Annotated in this window: 14 protein-coding genes; 7 read left to right on the forward strand and 7 right to left on the reverse strand. The window is 52.6% G+C overall.

Annotated features, from left to right (window positions below):
• Nucleotides 1-33: 33 nt before the first annotated feature.
• Genes HALTITAN_RS24495 through HALTITAN_RS07660 form a run of 4 tightly spaced genes read right to left on the reverse strand, consistent with a single transcriptional unit; the run spans nt 34 to nt 4,664 of the window.
• Nucleotides 34-921, reverse strand: coding sequence for a PPC domain-containing DNA-binding protein (locus HALTITAN_RS24495; protein ID WP_009286747.1), 888 nt, complete (start codon nt 919-921; stop codon nt 34-36).
• On the reverse strand, nt 918-2,519 hold the full coding sequence (locus HALTITAN_RS07650; protein ID WP_009286748.1) for an acyl-CoA synthetase: 1,602 nt from the start codon (nt 2,517-2,519) through the stop codon (nt 918-920). The genes HALTITAN_RS24495 and HALTITAN_RS07650 overlap by 4 nt, the downstream gene beginning before the upstream one ends.
• Nucleotides 2,516-3,685 carry an acetyl-CoA acetyltransferase gene (locus tag HALTITAN_RS07655; protein WP_009286749.1) on the reverse strand — a complete coding sequence of 390 codons (1,170 nt, stop codon included), beginning with the start codon at nt 3,683-3,685 and terminating at the stop codon, nt 2,516-2,518. Before HALTITAN_RS07655 ends, HALTITAN_RS07650 begins: the two co-directional genes overlap by 4 nt.
• Nucleotides 3,686-3,698: 13 nt before the next feature.
• Nucleotides 3,699-4,664, reverse strand: a complete 966-nt coding sequence (locus HALTITAN_RS07660; RefSeq protein WP_201764680.1) for an IclR family transcriptional regulator — start codon at nt 4,662-4,664, stop codon at nt 3,699-3,701.
• Nucleotides 4,665-4,702: 38 nt separating this feature from the next.
• On the opposite strand from HALTITAN_RS07660, the gene HALTITAN_RS07665 reads away from it, so the two are divergent.
• The 4 genes from HALTITAN_RS07665 to HALTITAN_RS07680 all read left to right on the forward strand — a co-directional run bounded on the left by HALTITAN_RS07665 (nt 4,703) and on the right by HALTITAN_RS07680 (nt 8,419).
• Nucleotides 4,703-5,710, forward strand: coding sequence for a DctP family TRAP transporter solute-binding subunit (locus HALTITAN_RS07665; RefSeq protein ID WP_009286750.1), 1,008 nt, complete (start codon nt 4,703-4,705; stop codon nt 5,708-5,710).
• Between the two features lie 83 nt (nt 5,711-5,793).
• Nucleotides 5,794-6,285, forward strand: a complete 492-nt coding sequence (locus HALTITAN_RS07670) for a TRAP transporter small permease (protein WP_039858690.1) — start codon at nt 5,794-5,796, stop codon at nt 6,283-6,285.
• Nucleotides 6,278-7,621 (forward strand): TRAP transporter large permease, encoded by a 1,344-nt coding sequence (locus tag HALTITAN_RS07675; RefSeq protein WP_039858692.1) that lies wholly within the window; start codon nt 6,278-6,280, stop codon nt 7,619-7,621. The genes HALTITAN_RS07670 and HALTITAN_RS07675 overlap by 8 nt, the downstream gene beginning before the upstream one ends.
• Before the next feature lie 24 nt (nt 7,622-7,645).
• Nucleotides 7,646-8,419: an SDR family NAD(P)-dependent oxidoreductase gene (locus tag HALTITAN_RS07680; protein WP_039858695.1), complete on the forward strand. Its 774-nt coding sequence runs from the start codon at nt 7,646-7,648 to the stop codon at nt 8,417-8,419.
• A 126-nt stretch (nt 8,420-8,545) separates the two neighbouring features.
• Here the strand turns inward: HALTITAN_RS07680 and HALTITAN_RS07685 are convergent, their stop codons facing one another.
• Nucleotides 8,546-9,724, reverse strand: a complete 1,179-nt coding sequence (locus tag HALTITAN_RS07685) for a UbiH/UbiF/VisC/COQ6 family ubiquinone biosynthesis hydroxylase (RefSeq protein WP_039858698.1) — start codon at nt 9,722-9,724, stop codon at nt 8,546-8,548.
• Nucleotides 9,725-9,830: 106 nt separating this feature from the next.
• Between HALTITAN_RS07685 and HALTITAN_RS07690 the strand changes: the two genes are divergently transcribed.
• The gene (locus HALTITAN_RS07690; RefSeq protein ID WP_039858699.1) at nt 9,831-10,688 is read left to right on the forward strand and encodes an NAD-dependent protein deacetylase; all 858 of its coding nucleotides are present in this window, start codon (nt 9,831-9,833) and stop codon (nt 10,686-10,688) included.
• 50 nt (nt 10,689-10,738) lie between these two features.
• On the opposite strand, the gene HALTITAN_RS07695 is transcribed toward HALTITAN_RS07690, so the two are convergent.
• Nucleotides 10,739-11,239 carry a PIN domain-containing protein gene (locus HALTITAN_RS07695; protein ID WP_039858701.1) on the reverse strand — a complete coding sequence of 167 codons (501 nt, stop codon included), beginning with the start codon at nt 11,237-11,239 and terminating at the stop codon, nt 10,739-10,741.
• Nucleotides 11,220-12,443: a helix-turn-helix domain-containing protein gene (locus HALTITAN_RS07700; protein ID WP_201304174.1), complete on the reverse strand. Its 1,224-nt coding sequence runs from the start codon at nt 12,441-12,443 to the stop codon at nt 11,220-11,222. The genes HALTITAN_RS07695 and HALTITAN_RS07700 overlap by 20 nt, the downstream gene beginning before the upstream one ends.
• A 167-nt stretch (nt 12,444-12,610) precedes the next feature.
• On the opposite strand from HALTITAN_RS07700, the gene HALTITAN_RS07705 reads away from it, so the two are divergent.
• Entirely contained in the window at nt 12,611-14,074 is a 1,464-nt protein-coding gene (locus HALTITAN_RS07705; protein WP_176316241.1) for a protein adenylyltransferase SelO, read from the forward strand.
• A 44-nt stretch (nt 14,075-14,118) separates the two neighbouring features.
• Nucleotides 14,119-15,165 carry a DNA polymerase IV gene (dinB, locus tag HALTITAN_RS07710; RefSeq protein WP_039858706.1) on the forward strand — a complete coding sequence of 349 codons (1,047 nt, stop codon included), beginning with the start codon at nt 14,119-14,121 and terminating at the stop codon, nt 15,163-15,165.
• Nucleotides 15,166-15,245: the final 80 nt, after the last annotated feature.

The following is a 15,245-nucleotide window of genomic DNA, read 5'->3' on the forward strand; positions in this document are numbered from 1 at the left end:
CTTGCCTTTTAGCATAGTTGGTTTTATTTCAACCTAAAATACAAGCAGTAGCTCGCAAGTGACGCAGATGGCATTTTTCCCTGGGGCCAATTGCCCTTGGTGTTGCTCACCACCAATGCCGACGGAGACTGCTTGGATAGTCGCTTGGTGATCCTTTAATTCCCCATTCAAGATCAATATTTCATTAGCGTGGGTAAGCAGTTGCTTGCCATCGTTAAAGCATGTCTTGATTAAACTACCAATACCCAGTATCTGAGCGGTTTCGACCCGATAATCGTTTGCTATAGAAGCAAGTGCGGTTTGAAGGTCCTGATTTGGTCGCAAGGTCAGTAATAGCGCATTCTTTTTATTGATGTTGCTTAAAGTCGTGCTGGGTGAAAATAGCGGAAACCGAGTTTCTTCATCGTAATGAACATCCAGACATGCGCCCTCTATAGCAATACAGTCGACCTGTATATCCTCGGCTAAGTATGATTCAGGCGCGAGTAAGTGCCCAGCGACCACCTGATCACGTTCCTCTTTGCCTTTATCCTTACCACTTACCCCACTCCAGGTTCCGTGACAGTGCATGAAAGGTTTGCCCTCGCGGCGGCCTACATGAATGCCTGCCGTTAAAATTTGAGCCGGTGCACCTAAGTGAAAAGTATCGCTATACCAGGCCGCGTGCTCACCTTTGGGGTCGTCTCCCGGTATCACGTAGCGCAGGGTATCCATTTGCGCGTTGTTAAGGGTGATATAAGCCGATGTAATATTATGTACGCTTAACTCTTTGATAATAGCATCGTGTAAGCTTTGCCCTCCTTTTAAAAGGAGGGGGATGGGTATTGTGTGGCAAAGCTGGGCCTGATGCCTCTGAGTTATAGGGTTGCCTGGGTGCTGGATAGCCCCCATCTGTGAATCTTTTAGTTGTGATAAGCTCATGACGACTCCTTTATTTCACCGCGCGCCACTAGAGTCTCTCGAATAAGTTTTTTAGTTATTTTCCCATAGGCTGTTTTAGGCATCTCATCCCAAACGACATAGTTTTTGGGCACTTTATAGCGAGAAATTTTCTCGCTAAGCCATTGATTCAAAGACTCTGTATCAAGCTGTTTCCCAGGATAAGGTACACAAACAGCCATACCGACTTCACCCCAAGTGGGGTCAGGTACTCCTAATACGGCCGCTTCTGAAACGAGGGGGTGAGTGAGTAGTTTCTCTTCGATTTCTCTTGGATAGATGTTAGAGCCACCGGATATGTACATATCAGAAACACGCCCGGTTAAATAAACAAATCCCTCTTCGTCCATATGCCCTAAATCGCCCGTTAAGAACCAGCCGTTGCGAAAGCTTTTCCGGTTGGCTTCCGGGTTGTCGAAGTAGCCGGCAAAAACGGCAGGGCCTATCACGGCGATTTCCCCGGTTTCATTGGCAGGAACTTCACGGCCTTCACTGTTTTGGATCTGAACCTGCATGCCTGTGCGTGTGAAGCCACAACTGCCTGTTTTCATGTGTTGATCCTCAACATGGTGAAAAGTAGGTGGTAGCACAGTAATGTTGCCTGTCACCTCACCAAGCCCGAAATATTGCACTAACACAGGCCCGAGCTTTTCCAGTGCTTTCACTTGGTCGGCCCGATACATGGGTGCACCGGCATAGACCACATAACGCAGTGATGCATGGTTATATTGATCGACACTAGGGTGCTCGATCAGCATTTTGACAATAGTGGGAACCGTAAACAGGTTGGTGACATTCCATTTCTCCACCAATGCCCATATGGATTCGGGATTGAATTTATCCTCCGCTGGGAGAATCGTTTTCACTCCGCTTGCAACTTGTGCAAGTTGATGAACACCAGCGCCATGCGAGAGCGGTGCTACCACAATCGAGGCGTCATCAGCGTTTGTTCCTGGCATCAGGTCGCATAAATGGTTAGTCACCACAAAGGCCATTTGCCCGTGGGTCAAAATAGCGGCCTTGGGTTTTCCGGTCGTCCCAGAGGTGAAAAATAACCAGGCGGGGTCATCTCGGTTGACCTCGCAGGTTGCAATCTCTTCACCTATGAAGCGCTCAACAAGAGTGTCGTAATCATCAGCAAAGTTGCTTTGTCCAATGGAGACAGTAAAGTCGACGACTGGGGCGCAGGCGGTTGCATGGTCAGAAAATTGGGCGCCGCAGAGCAACCCTTTTGCCCCTGATGACTCCGCTAACCAAGCGATTTCTTCCGGTGACTGGCGATAATTGGCGGGCACCCAAATGGCGCCAATTCTCCAGCAGGCGAACATCGCTTCAAACATTTGGTGACAGTTGGAGGATTGAACAAGTAACCGATCGCCTTTGCGTAGTCCCATCTGTTTGTCGAGTGCGTAGGCAAACGCCATGGAGCGCGCTTCCATTTCCTGCCAGCGCCAGGTGCGCGTTCCCCATACAAAGCCGATCTCATTGGCTAGGCGGCGTGCGCTATTGGTCAGGAAATGAGACAGATTCATGACTTTTGTTGAGACCGGTGTCACGCCGTGCTCTAGTGATTGGCTCATTTCATACGCTCCAAAATAGAGACATAATTGGTCACCGCAGCCCCACCCATGTTGAAGACACCTGCTATGTGGGCATTGGGTATTTGCATGTCGCCTGCCTCTTCCATTAGTTGCATGGCAGCCATGACATGCATGGAAACGCCGGTGGCGCCGATGGGGTGGCCTTTGGATTTGAGGCCTCCCGAAGGGTTGACGGGTAAGGCGCCATCTTTATGGGTAATACCTTCCCTAATGACACGATAGCCTTCGCCGGGGGCGGCTAGTCCCATAGCCTCATACTCCAGTAGCTCGGCGATGGTGAAGCAGTCGTGGGTTTCTACGAGAGATAGGTCTGAAAGGCTGAGGCCCGAGGCTTCTAACGCTTGTTTCCAGGCGATAGAGGCGCCTCGGAAAGCCAGAACGTCTCGTCGGGAAAGTGCCATGAGATCATTCGCTTGTGTGCGCGCTCGAAAAGCAATAGCACGCTCTAACTGAGCGGCGGTTTCGGCATCCGCAATAACCAGGGCTGCGGCGCCGTCTGATATGAGAGAGCAGTCGGTACGCCGTAAAGGGCCAGCTACCGTAGGGTTGCGCTCTGAAATGGTGGCGCAGAAGTCGGTGCCGATATCCTTGCGCATTTGCGCCCAGGGATTAGCAACACCATTGGCATGATTTTTGGCGGCAATCATGGCGAGTTCGTACGAGCGGTCGCCATACTTCTGAAAGTAGCTTGTGGCTATTTCGCCGAACACGCCCGCAAAGCCTCCTGCGATGTGAGCTTCTTCCTGATGGTAGCTGGCACTCAACAGAATATTGCCCACGTCGGCGGTGGGAGTCGCCGTCATTTTTTCGGCGCCAACGACTAATGCAATACGCCCGCGTCCTGATTCAATAAAATCGAGTGCGCCATGCAGCGCTGCGCTTCCCGTTGCGCAGGCATTTTCGTAACGCGTTGCAGGGGTGTGCGCAAAGCGTTCATCGCCCATGGCCACAAGAGCTGCCTGGAAGTCCTGGGCAGAAAAGCCATTGTTGTAGACTCCGACGAAAATGCCATCAATGGCTTCGTGGGTAACTCCAGCGTGAAGCAGAGCCTCCTGAATTACGCCCTGCATAAGGGTTTCGGTGTTGGGTTCGGGCAGTTTTCCGAAAGGGGAATGGCCCCAGCCGACGATATGCGCTTTTGTCATTATGTGCTCCTAGCTAAGGGGTTGCGGGTGTTTGATATCTTAAAAATTCAGCGGCTAACAGATCTTCAATCGCGAGAGCTTCTTCTTGTAATCGCGGCACAAGGTTCTGCGATCTTCTCGGTTCCTGCATGCGGCTCTGTATCGCGGCCAGAGAGAGTGAGCCCGCCAGTACGCCATCGGGCCAGCGTAAGGCAATGCCAATGCCCCAGGAGTCAGGAAATACCAAACCAGGGTTAATTGCGTAACCCTGAGACCGGGTTTCGTCAACCAGGCTTAACATACGGCTCGGGATTAGCCGAGGGTATTGCTGTTCGAGGAGGGGGCGTTGCGCGTCTAAAATTTGGGTGATTTCACGGTCAGGAAGAGCCGCCAGCATGGCAAGTGAGCCTGCCCCGACCCCTAAAGGATGGTACGCACCTTGTGTCAGGGCATGGGTGCGAATGGGGTAAGCACCATCCTCACGGTATAAGCACAGCGAATGGTGGCCTCTGCGAATGGAAAGGCAAGCGGCATCTTCGGTTGATAGCGCCAAGCGCGCGACATTGCGAGTAGCGAGGCGCGTCAAGTTATGTAGCTCTGAGGCTCTTTGTCCCAGTAAGTAAGCCTCCGGGCCTAAGTGGTAATGCTGATTGGCGGGCGACTGCTCAACCATCCCTGCATTGATCAACGCAAGCAGTAAGCGCCTCACCGTGGGCTTATTCAAGCCACAGGACTTGGTTAAATCAGTAAGCGAGCTACCCTTATCTGCTTGTCGAGCAATTAGGCTTAATAAACTGAGCGCACGATCAACACTTTGCGCACCAGCCGTCGTGCTTCCATTTGATAAAGCTTTTAGTTCCATATTATGAACCATCTTTTGTTTTCTGTTTCGCCTGTAAAGCTTATTTTGCAGATAATTTGACTTTTTGAAATGCCTTTGGCAAATTTTTATTGTCGTTAATACAAAATACGTTCCATATTGTGGATCAATAATAATCAAGTGCGACAGCACAAGCACGTCAGAAGGAATACAACACAATGAAATACCTTAGTTTTCGTAAGCTTGTATGGGCTGCTTCCGCTGCTGGACTGGTGCTCGCCAGTACTGCATCTGCTGAGACATTGCGGCTTTCTCATAACACGGGAGATGCCACTTCGTGGCACTTGGGGGCAGAGCGGTTTGCTCAGTTATTAGACGAAGCTTCCGAAGGTGAGCTAAATGTGCGGGTTTTCCCCAATGCACAGCTTTCGGGCGGTGATCAAATGCGCCAAGCTGAGATGGTGGGCCGTGGTGCGCTTGATCTGCTCATCACGTCTGCTATCAATGTCACTCCTCTCGTGCCGGAAATGGCGGTTTTCTCGCTACCGTATCTCTATGCAAATTACGACCAGGTTGATGCCACAACCCAGGGTGAACCTGTTGAGTTGCTTGAAGCCATAATGGAAGAGAAGGGAATTGTGGTGCTGGCTTGGGGGGAGAATGGTTTTAGGGAGTTAACCAATAGTGTACGACCTATTCGTACCCCAGAGGATATCCGTGGGCTCAATATACGTGTTGCAGGCCCCATGTATGTCGATGTCTTGAATGAACTTGGGGCTAATCCCCAACAAATGCAGTGGACGGAAACGATGACCGCCTTGCAGCAAGGCGTGGTGGATGCACAAGAGAACCCCATTGGGGCTGTTATTATCCCTCAGCAAATTTATGAAGTGCAGGATTATTTGACTACTTGGCACTACTCTTATGATCCCCTGTTTTTGGGCATATCTAAGCAACGTTGGGAAGGATTCGACGAAAAGACTCAAGAGATAATCCAGCTTGCTGCAGAGCAGGCAATGGCCTACCAGATAGAGGTAACTCGAGAAAGTACCGCTGATGGTTTGGAGTTTCTGAGCGAACAAGGCATGCAAATTACTGAGCTGTCAGAGGATGAAATTGCGGCGTTTCGTGCTGAAACGGTACCGGCTTTTGACCTGTGGGCTGAGAAAATAGGCCCTGAGATTGTGTCGGCCTTTGTTAATGCGGTGGAAGAGAACGGTAACTGATCCCAGCTGTTTCATGCTTGGTCTGGATAACGCTCTAAGTAATTTATTGGAGCTTTATCCGCAATTGATAGAGGTGCCGTAACATGAAATTTATGCTGCGAGAGGCAGAAAAAATATTCTGTGCAGTGCTTTTTATGGGCATGACCCTGTTGGGGTTTGCCAATGTCGTTGTTCGCTATGGGACTAACTATTCTCTGGCTGCTACAGAAGAGCTACTGACAAATGGTTTTTTGATTCTGACTATTTTTGGTGCGGCTATCGCGGCGCGAAGGGGAGAACACTTAGCCGTTTCGCTTTTCTACGATTTATTACCGGCCAGCCTACGTAAAATCGTTTTTCTGCTGTCTGGTCTTTTTTCAGTCGCATTGTTGGCACTATCTGCTTACTTTTCATGGGAAGTGCTGATGAATCAGCTAAGTTCAGGCATGCGTTCTTACGGGTTGGGGTTGCCTGCTTGGTATTATCATGTGGCTATTCCTTTCGGTTTTGCACTGATCATAGTTCGCTATCTGCAGCGGCTATGGGATGAGCAGCGAAATCGTGATAGTGAGTGCGTGGGAGGTGCGAATGTTTGAGGTATTCGCCACACTCTCTTCAGGTTCTCAGATGATTCTGGTGTTTTTTCTACTCTTACTATTGCGTGTGCCGGTGGCTTTCTCGCTGGGTCTCTCTGCTATTTATGCTATGTGGCATATGGGTTTTGGGCTAGATATGGTAGGTGACCTGATTGCTACCGGGATAACCAAGTTCTCTCTACTTGCAATCCCATTTTTCATCCTGGCCGGTACCTTGATGGGAGTGCTGGGAATTGCCGAACGCATGGTGCTTTTTTTTAGAGTTCTCGTTGGCGGTTTGCCTGGCGGAATGGGGGTCGTGGGAACAGTGGTTTGTCTTTTCTGGGGTGCCGTCAGTGGTTCGGGGCCTGCATCTGTGGCTGCAATTGGCCCCATGATTATTAAAGGGATGGAAGAAGATGGCTATCGTAAGGCTTATGCTGCAGGTTTAGTGTGCACGGGAGCGGCTCTCTCGATAGTGATTCCACCCTCAATAGGACTGGTCATTTATGGAGTGATTGCAGAGACCTCCATTTCCAAGCTTTTTCTTGCGGCCATTATTCCTGGCCTATTGATGGGGGGAATCATGATATTAACCCTGCCGCTAGGACGTGATAAAGGCGCTAAGACTGGCAAGGTTGATGAGCTGTGCCTGGCAACCATGGGTGACCTTGTTGATACGAACCTCTCTTATAAAAAAAGACTTTGGAGCACATTTCGTGACTCTTTTTGGGGGCTACTAACGCCTGTCGTTATTTTGGGCGGAATATACTCTGGGGCCTTTACACCAACAGAAGCAGCGCTGGTGGCTACCGTCTATGCGTTGTTTGTGGGTGGACTTGCTTACCGCACATTAACCTTTAAAAAGTTATATGAGGCGCTAAGCGATGCAGCTGCATCATCATCTGTTGTTATGTTGGTAGTTGCGTATGCCAGTTTGTTCGGTTGGGTGGTGACCGTTGATGACCTTGTCGGAACCTACTCTGGACTGCTACTTGGTCTTAGCAGTAACGAGTGGGTCATTCTACTAGTAATAATGTTGATCTTGCTTATTGTGGGGATGTTCATGGATGCGGTCACCGTCATGTTCATTTCTTTGCCAATTTTTATGCCGGTTGTCCATGAAATGGGGTGGGATCCTATATGGTTTGGCGTGCTGTTAATGATCAACCTTTCGATAGGCCTGATTACACCGCCGGTAGGAATTAATCTTTATGTGGCTGCCAATGTGACCAAATTATCAATTGAGAGCGTAGCAAAAGGAGCACTACCTTTTGTATTTACCTGCTTGCTAGGGCTCGTAATCGTTGCCGCTTTCCCAACCCTTTCTTTAATGCTCATAGAAATATTTCGTTAACTAACTTTTACTAAGGCTATAGTGATGATAACAACAAAGCGTATTGCAGTAGTAACAGGTGCTGCACGTGGTATTGGACTGGCGACGACTCAGCTCTTTTTGGAACAGGGTTATGAAGTGCTTATGGTTGACCGTGATGCACCAGAACTTGAGAAGGTTGCCGCTAAGCTGGAAAACGCCTATGCGTGGGTATATGACATATCGGAGCCAGATGATATCGCTCATTTAGCGCAAGAGGTGGAGAATCAATACGGACGAGTTGATGCATTGGTCAATAATGCCGGTGTTGCCGATTTTCGCCCGTTAGAAGAAACCACTTACGAAATATGGCGACGGGTTATGGCGACTAATCTGGATGGTATTTTTCTTACTACGCAGTCACTATTACCTCTGCTCAAGGCGGCCAAAGGTGCGATTGTTAATATTGCCTCTATCTCGGGTCTAAGGGCCAGTACATTGCGTGTGGCTTATGGTACTTCCAAAGCGGCCGTCATTCATTTGACTCAACAACAGGCAGCCGAGCTAGGCGAACATGGCATCAGGGCTAATTGTGTGGCGCCAGGTCCAGTAGATACCAAGCTTGCGCTGGCTGTCCACACTCCTGAAATTCGCGCTGCTTATCATGACGCTATTCCCTTAAATCGCTACGGCAGTGAGCGAGAAATTGCTGAGATGATTGTATTTCTTTGCTCTGAGAAAAGTGGTTATGTTACCGGGCAAGTCATTGCCGTGGATGGTGGGTTTCAGTCAACTGGGGTTGGTTTGCCAGCCCTCCGAAACCTCTCAGTAAAAGCCTGAAGTTCCATTAGGTCGTAGATTTTTTTACGATAAAAGTACCTGCTACTTGCTCTTCATGAAAATAGTGCTGGCTCTTTGAAAGAAGCCAGCCTCTCATCATTGTGAGTGTTTCCACCACCGCTGGTGTTACCACATCTTAAACGGATTCAACCCATTAGCTTGCTGCATCATCATGCGTTTGGCGAACGGGAAGCGCTCGGCAATTTGCAGGCTTAGGTCGCCTAGTTGGCGCAGCGGCTTGGCGCCGGTAAACAGGTGGTGAAAGCTGTCGGTGGCGGCGATCATCGTCTGATTGGCCGCGCGGCGCTGGCACTCAAAGCGCAGTAGGTTGAGGTAGTCGCCGGGGTCGCGGCCCTGGATAATGATCTCAGCAAGGGTGTCGGCGTCGTGCAGGCCGATATTTAACCCCTGGCCTGCCAGCGGGTGCACCACATGGGCCGCGTCGCCAATAAGTGCCAGGCGCTTGCCGATATAGCGGTGGGCATGCTGGCGCTTGATGGGGAAGCTGGCCCGGGCGACGATGCGGATGAGGTTGCCCAGGCGTTTAGGGAAGGCCATTTCGATGGCTGCTTTAAGTGCCTCATCGTCAAGCTGTTCGCGGGCTTGGGTGGTGCTATCTGTGTCGTACCACACCAAGGAAGCGCGATGGCCTGGTAGCGGCAGCATGGCGATGGGGCCTGTAGGGGTGAAGACCTGCCAACTGACATCCTGCTGGGGCAGCTCAGTTTCCACGTTAATGATCATCGCCCGCTGATGGTAGTCGTGGCTACTAACGTTAATCCCCGCTAGCTCACGTAGGGTCGATTGCGCGCCGTCGGCGCCGACGATCAAACGGGCGCTTAGGGTTTTGCCATTATCCAGCTCCAGCAGGCGGCCAGTGCTTGAGGTGATCGTACTTAACGGCGCGCATTGGGTGTAGCAGGTGACGCTGGGCAGCTGTTCTAACCGTTGCCATAACGCGTACTGCAACGTGCGGTTTTCGATAAAGATGCCGAAGTCATCCATGCCACTATCGTGAGCGGAAAACAGCGAATGGCCGGTGCCGTCCTGGTTGGAGACATCGATATGCCGAAAAGGGCAGCAACGCTCCTCAGGTAACGTCGTGCCGCTGGCCTTAACGAACGCTAACGAGCGCGCATTCAGCGAGGAAATACGCAGGTCATAGTCACCGCTAGGGGGAGGGGGAGTAGGGGAATCGCCGTGCTCCACCAGCCCTACGGAGAAGCCCGCATGACCCACGCGGGCCGCCAGGGCGGCGCCCACCATGCCGCCACCGACAATAATAATGTCATGATCGTGCTGCATAAGAGTATCTCCTGGGTGCACAATAACCGTTAAAGGGCGCGTTGCATGGCCCGCTGTTGCTATACAGTATCGTTGAGTTTGAGCCACATTGCCTAGAGGTGAACGATTGACGCAGGCCGTGGAAATTGCAGAAAGCGTTGCCCAGGCGGGCGAGGAACTGGCTGATTTTATTCAGCGGCACCCAAGACTGTGGGTGATTACCGGTGCCGGTGTGAGTACCGACAGTGGCATTCCGGACTATCGCGATGCGGATGGTCAGTGGAAGCGGCCACCCCCGGTGCAGCATGGCGACTTCATGAGTTCTCATCACGTTCGCCAGCGCTACTGGGCCCGCGCGCTGATCGGTTTTAGCGCCATGCGCGAAGCCCAAGCCAGCGGCGCACACCGTGCGTTGGCCGCGCTGGAGTCACAGGGTTATATCCAGCAGTTGGTGACCCAAAACGTTGACCGTTTACATCAGCGCGCTGGTTCCCGCCGGGTGATCGACCTGCATGGTCGAGCGGACATGGTGAAGTGCATGGTGTGCGACTATCAAATGATGCGCCACGCCATGCATGCCGAAATGGCGCGCATGAATCCGAGCTTTACTGGTTTGCAGGCGGGGCACGCTCCGGATGGCGATGCCGACCTGGAAACCGACTTCAGCACCTTTCGCATTTTCGACTGCCCGCGCTGCAGCGGCATCCTGAAGCCTGACGTGGTGTTCTACGGCGATGTGGTGCCCGCCGAACGGCGGCTTGCAGCGCAGGTAGCGCTGGCAGAGTCGGAGGCGGTACTGGCAGTGGGCACCTCGTTGATGGTGTTTTCCGGCTACCGTTTTTGCCGCGCCGCCCATGAGCGGGGCATCCCTCTGGCATCGCTATCGCTCGGCGTCACCCGGGCAGATGCGCTATTGACCCACCAGTGGCGGGCGCCGTTGACGCCGGTGCTTGAGCAGGCTGTGCGCTGTTTGCACGGAAACTAGAGCGCCTGAAACACTGATAGCATTTCCTGGGAAACTTTTTACCATGCTCTTCATTGCCTGGAGCTAAAGTTTGCCCGTTCGATATGTTTTTTGGCATCGTCCCAAGGCAATCTGCGTTTGCGTGCTTTCATCAAATCAAGGGAGGCTAAGCTCTCCTCATTGGACAATAGCCCGAACTCAATCATCTCAGTGAACACCCATAGCGTGCCTCTTATATCAACACCTTCGCGCCCAGCAAGGGCGCGCAGATTATTGTCTCCCGTAAGCAACGGGCAGGCTTCCTGCTTAGCTAAAGCCAGCGCTAGCCTGTCGTACAAGCCGGGCTCTTCGCCATGCTCTTCTCCCAAGGTGATCGCATAATCGATGTACAAGGATTCAACAACGAGTGTTTTTAACCCCATATCAATTAGGTACGGGCTGCCGTCTTCAATTTCTTCTTCATAAAGCACGTCAGGCATAGCGAAAACATAAGGAAGCTGAAAGAGTGTTTCCAGTATGCCCCCAGCCTCTAAATCAATTATTACGTTGGCGTCACTGATGAGTAACAGCATCAGCAGACTCCATTAGGCGTTCTCGATAGAAGCGCATTCTTGGGATGCCGAGCAGTTCAGCCGCCTTTGCCTCGGAAATAAGGTCTTCTGCTAATGCCCGATATACTAGCTGCTCAAATAGAGAAGGGGCTTCGTTAGGTAGCACCTCGCCGGGCTCGTTAGTCCTCCAGCCGCGAGCCGAGAACATTCGCATCGTTGCCTCTCGCAACCCGTCATGGATAACGCCACATTGAAACGCACGCATTACCCACCCGGCCATTGAAAGGCCGTACTCATGCTTTAGATGGTAAAGTTCTTGTGGCTCTAAGCGCTTTCGCTGAGAGCCAAGCTCCTTAACAACGGACTCTCTTGGGGCTAAAAACGCGCCAGCAAAACGGTCGCATGCCTTTTCTTCATTTACTCCGTCCGTCAATCGACCTGCAAAAAGCACGTGAGCCAGTTCGTGGGCGAGAGTAAAACGCTGGCGATCCCCAGGCCAGCGAGAAGACACCACTATGACAGGGTAGTACTGCCCATCTACTGTCATTGCTGTAGCAGTCATGCCCGAAAATGCTTTGTGTTCCACGTCGACTGCCATTACCAACAACCCCAAGGGTTCAAGCTCTGCGGTCAAGTCGGCAATTGGATTTAACCCAAGCTCCCATGCGTGTCGTACATTCTCTGCGATGCCCTCAATCTCGTCCAAATCTTCTATTTGGCGAGGTACACAACCAGGGACTGCGAAGTGTGGAATGGGCAACTCGGGGAACGCGTTAAGCAATTCGACACGTTTCTCAATCATTTCCGTAATGCGGATTTGTATAGCGTCAGAACGCTTCTTCCCAAACGTGCTGTGTTTACGAAATTCGATGTTCGACAACGTTACCGTCGACTTTCGGAAAAAATATTCTGTGCGAACGCCACACGCTTTAGCGATCTTGAGCAATTTAGAGGAGTCGGGTGTTGCTTTACCTTTTTCATACTTCTGTATTGCCGCCTTGGAAACCTCAAGCTGCTGGCCCAACGCTTCAAGCGTCAAGTCAGCAGCAAGGCGTGCCTGATGGATTCGTTGACCTAGCATAGATGTCACTCGGTTTACTTTTATAAAAGTATTTTGTGAAAAGTAAACCTTGTGCCAAACAATAACCAGCGGAAAAAATTCACAGAAATCTTTATTAAGAGAAAAGTGACCGGACTTTATGCTCACGTACCAGCCAGCAGCCAAGCATATCTCTCGCCACTTCAAGCGTGTCCCGATTATAAAAATCCCTTGGCAGTGGCGTCAGCTCGCTGTTTTTAACATTTGGTATGTTTGGCAACATCGCCTCGGCGTTTAGTTGAGTAGAATGCTAGGGTATTAGGTAGTTATTGCCACTAAAAGCGGAGCCTATCGTGCTGCCATTCGAACATCTCTATTCCTCCTTGCCTGAACCCCTCTGGATCGCCACCCAAGCAACGCCTGTGGCCAGTCCGGAGCTGATTGCGTTCAATGCGCCGCTTGCCCATGAGCTAGGGGCCAAAGAGATACCTGACTCAACAACGCTTGCCGATTGGTTTAGCGGCAACCAGCCCATGCCGGATGCCAAGCCGGGCGCCTTAGGTTACGCCGGGCATCAGTTCGGCAACTTTGTGCCGCAACTGGGCGATGGCCGTGCGCTGCTGCTGGGCGAAGTGATCGATCAGAATGGCGTTCGCCGCGATGTGCAGCTAAAAGGCAGCGGCCGCACGCCGTTTTCCCGTGGTGGCGATGGTCGTTCGCCGCTAGGGCCGGTGCTGCGTGAGTACCTGGTCAGCGAGTTCATGGCCGCCATGGGGATTCCCACCACCCGCGCCCTTGCGGCCGTGGCGAGCGGCGAGCGAGTGGTACGGCAAATGGCCGAGCCCGGCGCTGTCTTTACCCGCGTGGCGAGCAGCCATATTCGCGTGGGTACCTTTCAGTTTGCCGCTGCACAGCGGGATGAAGCATTGCTCAAAGCCCTGGCGGATCATGTGATTGCACGCCACTACCCCGATGCCGCCAACGCGGAAGACCCCTACCTGGCGCTACTGGAGTCAGTGGTGGTCCGCCAGGCAGTGCTGATTGCCCGCTGGATGAGTGTGGGCTTTATCCACGGCGTGATGAATACCGATAACTGCAGCATCGCCGGTGAAACCATCGATTACGGCCCCTGTGCCTTTATGGAGCAGTTCGATCCGCAAAAGGTGTACAGCTCCATCGATCAAGGCCGACGCTACGCCTTTGCCAACCAGCCAGCGATTGCCCAGTGGAATCTGGCCCGCTTTGCCGAAACGCTGCTGCCGTTGATGCGGGAAGAGGGCGACGCGGTCGTGGAGCAGGCCACTGACGCCATCCGGCGCTTTGAATCACTGTTCAGCGCCGAGCAAGTCCGCCTGCATGCCGATAAGCTCGGTTTAGCGGCGGAAAGCCCCCAGGCCGAAGCGCTAATGGAAGGCCTCGAAAGCCAGATGCATCAGGGGCGGATGGACATGACCGCCACCTTTGACGCGCTCACGCAATACGCTTCCTCGCCGAGCGATGAGTACCGCCAGGCACTGCTGGCACTGACGACTCAGCCTGACGAGTTGACCGCATGGCTGGATACCTGGCAGCAAGCGCAGATAGCCAGCCAAGATAGTGAGCGTTTTGCGGCCATGCGAAGCGCCAACCCGGTCATTATTCCCCGCAACCACCGGGTTCAAGAGGTCATTGATGCCGCTTACGACGGTGATTTTGCGCCTTTCCACACCTTATTGGCAGTGGTGACTAAGCCGTTCGATGAATCTGTTGAAGCGCGCCGTTTAGCGGCGCCCGCCACGGAAAATGAGCAGGTGCTAAGAACCTTCTGTGGCACATAACGCCTATGCTAGACTGTGTTTTTTTACAGTTGGAAGGCTAGCCGGTGCGCAAAATCATTCACTGCGACTGTGACTGCTTTTATGCAGCAGTGGAAATGCGCGATAATCCCGCGCTGCGGGATATACCGATTGCCATTGGCGGCAGCGTCGAGCAGCGCGGGGTGGTCGCCACCTGCAACTATCCCGCCCGCGAATTTGGCATTCATTCGGCCATGCCGATGGCCCAGGCACTCAAGCGCTGCCCGCATCTCACTGTGATTCGCGGTGAGATGGCCAAATACAAAGAGGTCGCCCGCCAGGTTTTCGCCATTTATCGCGATGTGACTGAACTGATTGAACCGCTCTCCCTGGATGAGGCCTTTCTGGATGTCTCGGAGGTCACCCAGCATCACGGCAGCGCGACGCTAATGGCTGAAGCGATCCGTGAACGGGTCAGCCGCGAAGTGGGGGTCACCGTTTCAGCGGGCGTAGCGCCCAACAAGTTTCTGGCCAAAATTGCCAGCGACTGGAATAAACCCGACGGCCTGTGCGTGATTACGCCGGATAAAGTCGACAGCTTTGTGCAGCAGCTACCGGTAAAGAAAATCCACGGCGTTGGCCCCCGCACGGCCGAGAAACTGGCGGGGCTGGATATCCACACCTGCGCCGACCTGCGTACCCGCACGCTAACCGACCTGGTCGAGCACTTTGGCCGTTTTGGGCGGCGGCTGCATGAGCTAAGCTGGGGGCGGGACGAGCGCCCGGTGAAAACCCACCGGGAGCGCAAATCGATTAGTACCGAGCAGACCTACTCTCAGGATTTACCCTCTCTTAATGCCTGCCGCCAAGAGCTCCCCGCGCTGATCGAAGATTTAGAGCGCCGCTATGCCCGGCTAGACCCACCCCTGGCAGTGCGCGGGCTAATCGTAAAAGTGAAGTTCAACGACTTTACCCAAACCACCGTCGAACACGCCGACCCCGCGCCTAACCTTGAACAGTTTGAAACCCTGCTTAACGTTGGCTGGGCACGCGGCGAGCGTCCCGTGCGTCTGCTTGGCGTGGGGTATCGGCTGGCGGACAACAGCCAGGAGCATCAGCTGTCGCTGTTTTAATTAGCCTGTTAATCCTTTTGTCGATTGACGCTCATGCAGGAGCGCGTTAAAACAGATGTATGATAGGCGGCGTAAATAAT

This window comes from Vreelandella titanicae BH1 (genome assembly GCF_000336575.1).
Lineage (GTDB): Bacteria > Pseudomonadota > Gammaproteobacteria > Pseudomonadales > Halomonadaceae > Vreelandella > Vreelandella titanicae.

What these genes read in the sequence shown, in the direction of transcription:
- HALTITAN_RS24495 (WP_009286747.1), bottom strand. Translation starts at nt 921, where the DNA reads ATGAGCTTATCACAACTAAAAGATTCACAGATGGGGGCTATCCAGCAC.
- HALTITAN_RS07695 (WP_039858701.1), bottom strand. Translation starts at nt 11,239, where the DNA reads ATGCTGTTACTCATCAGTGACGCCAACGTAATAATTGATTTAGAGGCT.
- HALTITAN_RS07680 (WP_039858695.1), top strand. Translation starts at nt 7,646, where the DNA reads ATGATAACAACAAAGCGTATTGCAGTAGTAACAGGTGCTGCACGTGGT.
- HALTITAN_RS07655 (WP_009286749.1), bottom strand. Translation starts at nt 3,685, where the DNA reads ATGACAAAAGCGCATATCGTCGGCTGGGGCCATTCCCCTTTCGGAAAA.
- HALTITAN_RS07685 (WP_039858698.1), bottom strand. Translation starts at nt 9,724, where the DNA reads ATGCAGCACGATCATGACATTATTATTGTCGGTGGCGGCATGGTGGGC.
- HALTITAN_RS07665 (WP_009286750.1), top strand. Translation starts at nt 4,703, where the DNA reads ATGAAATACCTTAGTTTTCGTAAGCTTGTATGGGCTGCTTCCGCTGCT.
- HALTITAN_RS07675 (WP_039858692.1), top strand. Translation starts at nt 6,278, where the DNA reads ATGTTTGAGGTATTCGCCACACTCTCTTCAGGTTCTCAGATGATTCTG.
- HALTITAN_RS07670 (WP_039858690.1), top strand. Translation starts at nt 5,794, where the DNA reads ATGAAATTTATGCTGCGAGAGGCAGAAAAAATATTCTGTGCAGTGCTT.
- HALTITAN_RS07650 (WP_009286748.1), bottom strand. Translation starts at nt 2,519, where the DNA reads ATGAGCCAATCACTAGAGCACGGCGTGACACCGGTCTCAACAAAAGTC.